This is a genomic window from Streptomyces sp. NPDC006265, assembly GCF_040613555.1.
GTDB lineage: Bacteria > Actinomycetota > Actinomycetes > Streptomycetales > Streptomycetaceae > Streptomyces.
The window spans coordinates 1-4,596 of record NZ_JBEXSH010000744.1; the positions used below are offsets into that span (position 1 = coordinate 1).

The window sequence follows — 4,596 nt, forward strand, 5'->3', positions numbered from 1 at the left end:
CGGTCAGCACGTACTCCACCGGCAGCAGGAACGGCGCGTCGAGGTACCGCTCCGGCATCGGCACATACGTGTCCCCCGCGTCGGCCTTGTTGAGGGCGACCACGATGTGATCGACGCCCACCTGCCGGGCGAGCAGCACGTGTTCGGCGGTCTGCGGCATGATCCCGTCGAGCGCGGAGACGACGAGGATCGCCCCGTCGAGCTGGGCGGCGCCGGTGACCATGTTCTTGACGTAGTCGGCGTGGCCCGGCATGTCGACGTGCGCGTAGTGCCTGGTGTCGGTCTCGTACTCCACGTGCGCGATGTTGATGGTGATGCCGCGCGCCGCCTCCTCGGGCGCCCGGTCGATCCGGTCGAACGGCACGAACGCGCCACTGCCGCGGTCGGCGAGAACCTTGGTGATGGCGGCGGTCAACGTGGTCTTGCCGTGGTCGACATGGCCCATCGTGCCGATGTTGAGATGCGGTTTCGTACGGACATAAGCCGTTTTGGGCATGGCTGTACCTCGAAGCGTCTGCTCAGCGAAGAAGAAGTGGGACCCCGAGGACCTGCCCGACCCTCCCCTTGCGGGGTCCGCCGGAGGAACCGGAGAGGGTCAGCTTCGGGCGCCGTCCAGGACGGCCGTGGGATCGACGACGGCAGCCTTCGAGGCATCCGTGACCACGGATGCTGCGAGGGCGAAGGCGTGCCGGAACATGGCCTCGATCATTGCCGACGCTTTACCGCACGTCGAATGGTTTTCGGTTGCCCGGGCAGGGGGTTGCGCACCGCTGCCTGTGACGCTGGTGAGACGAACCATACGGCGATCACACACATTTGTCGGTTAGTGTCACCGGATGCTCGATGCCACCACCCGCTCTGGGGGCACCGCCACGGCCTCTCCCCGGGCCACCGCCGCGGAGCTCGCCGTCGCCGTTCCCCCGGCAACGACCGTCTCGCCCGCCGTACCGACTCATTTCGCCGCCCGCTGCACGAGAGTTCTGCTCTCCCCGTGGTCGCGGCTGTCCCTGCTCGCCGTGCTGCTCGCGGCCGGTGCGTGCGCGGTGCTGCTGTTCGAGCCGCAGCGGCTGCTGACGGAGGGCTGGCCGCCGCAGCTCAGTGGGGCCGCGGCGGCGGTGGTGTTCACAGTGGCGTACGGCGTGTGCACCGTGGCGTTCGTGCCGAGGCCGCTGCTGAACCTGGCGGCGGGCGCACTGTTCGGTTCGCAGCTCGGCCTCGGCGTGGCTCTGACGGGCACGGTGCTCGGCGCCGGGATCGCCTTCTGCCTGGGCCGGGCGCTGGGCCAGGACGCTCTGCGGCCCCTGCTGCGGGGGCGTTGGCTGAAGGCCGCGGACGGCCAGCTCAGCCGGCACGGCTTCCGGTCGATGCTGATGGTGAGGCTGTTCCCGGGTGTGCCGTTCTGGGCCGCGAACTACTGCGCCTCCGTCTCCCGCATGGGCCTGCTGCCGTTCCTGCTGGCCACGGGCCTGGGCTCGATCCCGAACACCGCCGCCTACGCCGTCGCGGGCGCCCGCGCCTCCACCCCGACCTCTCCCGCCTTCCTGATCGCCATGGCGTGCATCGCCCTGCCCGCGCTGGCGGGCGTGGTGGTGGCCTGGCGCAAGCGGCACCAGCTGCGCCGCCTCTGACGGGCCGTCACGCCGGTCCGGCTCACACCCGTTCCAGCACCATGGCGTTGGCGAGTCCGCCCGCCTCGCACATGGTCTGGAGCGCGTACCGGGCACCCCGTTCCCGCATGGCGTGCACCAGCGTCGTCGTCAGACGGGTGCCGCTCGCGCCGAGCGGATGCCCGAGCGCGATGGCGCCGCCGTGCACGTTGACCCGGGCGAGGTCGGCGCCGGTCTCCTGCCGCCAGGCCAGTACGACGCTGGAGAACGCCTCGTTGACCTCGAACAGGTCGATGTCGTCGAGGGTCAGCGAGGCCCTGCGCAGCACCTTCTCGGTCGCCGGGATCACGCCCGTGAGCATCAGCAGCGGGTCGGAGCCGGTGACGGCGAAGCTGTGCAGCCGGGCGAGCGGGCGCAGCCCCAGCCGGGCCGCCGTCTCGCTCGACGTGATGAGCACCGCCGAGGCCCCGTCGTTGATGGGGCTGGCGTTGCCCGCCGTGACGTTCCACTCGATCTGCGGGAAGCGCTCGGCGAAGCCGGGGTCGTAGTAGGCGGGCTTGAGGCCGGCGAGGATCTCGGGGGTGCTGCCGGGCCGTACGCACTCGTCGCGCGTGACGCCTTCCAGCGGCGCGACCTCGGCGTCGAAGAGCCCGCCCTCCCAGGCCGCGGCGGCCTTCAGGTGCGAGGAGACGGCGAATTCGTCCATCTGCTCACGGCCGACCGACCACTTGGCGGCGATCAGTTCGGCGCTGACGCCCTGCGGAACGAGCCCCTCCGGGAAGCGCTCGGCGATCCCGGGGCCGAAGGGGTCCTTGCCCGCGAGCACGTTCGACCACATGGGCACCCGGCTCATCGACTCGACCCCGCAGGCCACGACCAGGTCGTAGGCACCCGAGAGCACACCCTGCGCCGCGAAGTGCACGGCCTGCTGGGAGGAGCCGCACTGGCGGTCCACGGTGGTCGCCGGCACCGACTCCGGGAAGCCCGCGGACAACACGGCGTAGCGGGTGGTGTTCATGGCCTGCTCGCCGACCTGGTCCACGGCGCCGCCGATGACGTCGTCGATGAGCGCGGGGTCGACCCCGGACCGCTCCACGAGGGTGCGCAGGGTGTGGGCGAGGAGCTCCACGGGATGGACGTGCGCGAGGACGCCGTTCGGCTTGCCCTTGCCGATCGGGGTGCGTACGGCTTCGACGATGACTGCGTCACGCATGTGCGGGCCTCCACGACTACCGGTGAGTAGGAAATCCGGACTCACCGTAGCCCCATGGGTTTGAAATTCCAACCCTCTTCTAGACTGAGCCTCATGGCCGCCCGCAAAGACCCGCGCCCCTGCTCCATCGCCGACACCCTCGCGCTCGTCGGCGAGAAGTACTCCCTGCTCGTGCTGCGGGAGGTGTGCCTGGGCAACGGCCGGTTCGACCAGCTGGTGCGCAACATCGGCGCCCCGCGCGACATCCTGGCCACCCGGCTGCGCCGGCTCGTCGACGCCGGGATCCTGGCCAAGCACCTCTACAGCGAGCGCCCGCAGCGCTTCGAGTACCGGCCGACCCCGGCGGGACTGGAACTGGAGCCGGTGCTGATGACCCTCATGGCGTGGGGCGACCGCCATCTCCGGGCGGACGGCGACCGGCCGATGGTCCTGGAGCACTCCTGCGGCCGGCCCCTCGCCCCGGCCGTCACCTGCCGGGCCTGCGGCGACGAGGTGCGCCATGAGGACCTCACGGCCCGCCCCCAGGCACCGGGCTGGGCGGTGTCCGGACCCACCGCCGCCTGATCGCCCTGGTCAACGGCGGCTTCCAAACCCCTGTGTCCTGGCGGCCTTCCGGGGACGCTACGCTTCCCCCTCGGCGCACATGATCCCCCGTTCCTCGCAACGGCGACCCGGTGCGCCCGTCGTCCGTTCCCGCGATCGGCACTTGGACTCCGCTACCTCATGTCTTGGTTCGAATCACTCATCCTCGGACTCGTCCAGGGGCTGACCGAGTTCCTCCCCGTCTCCTCCAGCGCCCACCTGCGGCTTACGGCGGCCTTCTCGGGCTGGGAGGACCCGGGCGCGGCCTTCACGGCGATCACACAGATCGGCACCGAGGCAGCCGTGCTGATCTACTTCCGCAAGGACATCGGGCGGATCATCTCGGCGTGGACGCGCTCACTGACGAACAAGGCGCTGCGCAGCGACCCGAACGCCCGGATGGGCTGGCTGGTCATCGTCGGCTCGATCCCGATCGGTGTGCTCGGCGTGACACTGAAGGACCAGATCGAGGGGCCGTTCCGCGATCTGCGGATCACCGCGACGATGCTGATCGGCATGGGCATCGTCCTGGGCGTCGCCGACCGGCTCGCGGCCCGCGACGAGAGCGGCGGCAAGCACCGCGCGCCCAAGCAGCGCAAGGCGCTCGAGGACCTGGGCGTCCGGGACGGTCTGATCTACGGCGTCTGCCAGGCCATGGCACTGATCCCGGGCGTCTCCCGCTCCGGCGCCACCATCAGCGGCGGCCTGTTCATGGGCTACAAGCGCGAGGCCGCGGCCCGCTACTCCTTCCTGCTCGCCATCCCCGCGGTGCTCGCCTCGGGCGCGTTCGAGCTGAAGGACGCCACGGAGGGCGGCCATGTCTCGTGGGGTCCGACGATCTTCGCGACGATCATCGCCTTCGGGGTCGGCTACGCGGTGATCGCATGGTTCATGAAGTTCATCTCGACCAAGAGCTTCATGCCGTTCGTCTGGTACCGCATCGCCCTCGGTGTGGTGGTGATTGTGCTGGTCAGCATGGGTGCGCTGAGCCCGCACGCGGGCGAATCCGGCGGCTGAACCAGGGCCGCACAGGTAGCGCTATCTAGCATTTTCTAGCGCCTGATTGCAGCACCACGCCATGATCATCTCCCACTTGTCTCCCACCGGGGAGGCGGGATACGCCCCACTAGGACGTGTGCGTCCGCAAAGTAGGGGATGACACGGAAGGGGGCGCCCCGCTTGGCCTTGCATTGC

The 4,596-nt window shown here is 70.1% G+C and carries 5 protein-coding genes; 3 read left to right on the plus strand and 2 right to left on the minus strand.

Features of this window, described 5'->3' with window-relative positions; all coding sequences use genetic code 11:
* Positions 1 to 496, minus strand: a 496-nt coding sequence (locus tag ABZ281_RS38900; RefSeq protein WP_356662723.1) for a GTP-binding protein, incomplete at its 3' end; no start/stop codon positions are given.
* A 340-nt stretch (positions 497 to 836) separates the two neighbouring features.
* On the opposite strand from ABZ281_RS38900, the gene ABZ281_RS38905 reads away from it, so the two are divergent.
* Entirely contained in the window at positions 837 to 1,628 is a 792-nt protein-coding gene (locus tag ABZ281_RS38905; protein ID WP_356662724.1) for a VTT domain-containing protein, read from the plus strand.
* 22 nt (positions 1,629 to 1,650) lie between these two features.
* Here the strand turns inward: ABZ281_RS38905 and ABZ281_RS38910 are convergent, their stop codons facing one another.
* The gene (locus ABZ281_RS38910; protein ID WP_356662725.1) at positions 1,651 to 2,820 is read right to left on the minus strand and encodes a thiolase family protein; all 1,170 of its coding nucleotides are present in this window, start codon (positions 2,818 to 2,820) and stop codon (positions 1,651 to 1,653) included.
* Between the two features lie 93 nt (positions 2,821 to 2,913).
* Here ABZ281_RS38910 and ABZ281_RS38915 point away from each other — a divergent pair, with 93 nt between their 5' ends.
* Together ABZ281_RS38915 and ABZ281_RS38920 are read left to right on the plus strand one after the other, a co-directional pair.
* Positions 2,914 to 3,384, plus strand: a complete 471-nt coding sequence (locus ABZ281_RS38915) for a helix-turn-helix domain-containing protein (RefSeq protein ID WP_356662726.1) — start codon at positions 2,914 to 2,916, stop codon at positions 3,382 to 3,384.
* Between the two features lie 159 nt (positions 3,385 to 3,543).
* The gene (locus ABZ281_RS38920) at positions 3,544 to 4,419 is read left to right on the plus strand and encodes an undecaprenyl-diphosphate phosphatase (RefSeq protein ID WP_356662727.1); all 876 of its coding nucleotides are present in this window, start codon (positions 3,544 to 3,546) and stop codon (positions 4,417 to 4,419) included.
* The last annotated feature ends 177 nt before the right edge of the window (positions 4,420 to 4,596 follow it).

Excerpts from the sequence above, each read along its gene's own strand:
- ABZ281_RS38915 (WP_356662726.1), top strand. The coding sequence starts at position 2,914 with ATGGCCGCCCGCAAAGACCCGCGCCCCTGCTCCATCGCCGACACCCTC.
- ABZ281_RS38905 (WP_356662724.1), top strand. The coding sequence starts at position 837 with ATGCTCGATGCCACCACCCGCTCTGGGGGCACCGCCACGGCCTCTCCC.
- ABZ281_RS38910 (WP_356662725.1), bottom strand. The coding sequence starts at position 2,820 with ATGCGTGACGCAGTCATCGTCGAAGCCGTACGCACCCCGATCGGCAAG.
- ABZ281_RS38920 (WP_356662727.1), top strand. The coding sequence starts at position 3,544 with ATGTCTTGGTTCGAATCACTCATCCTCGGACTCGTCCAGGGGCTGACC.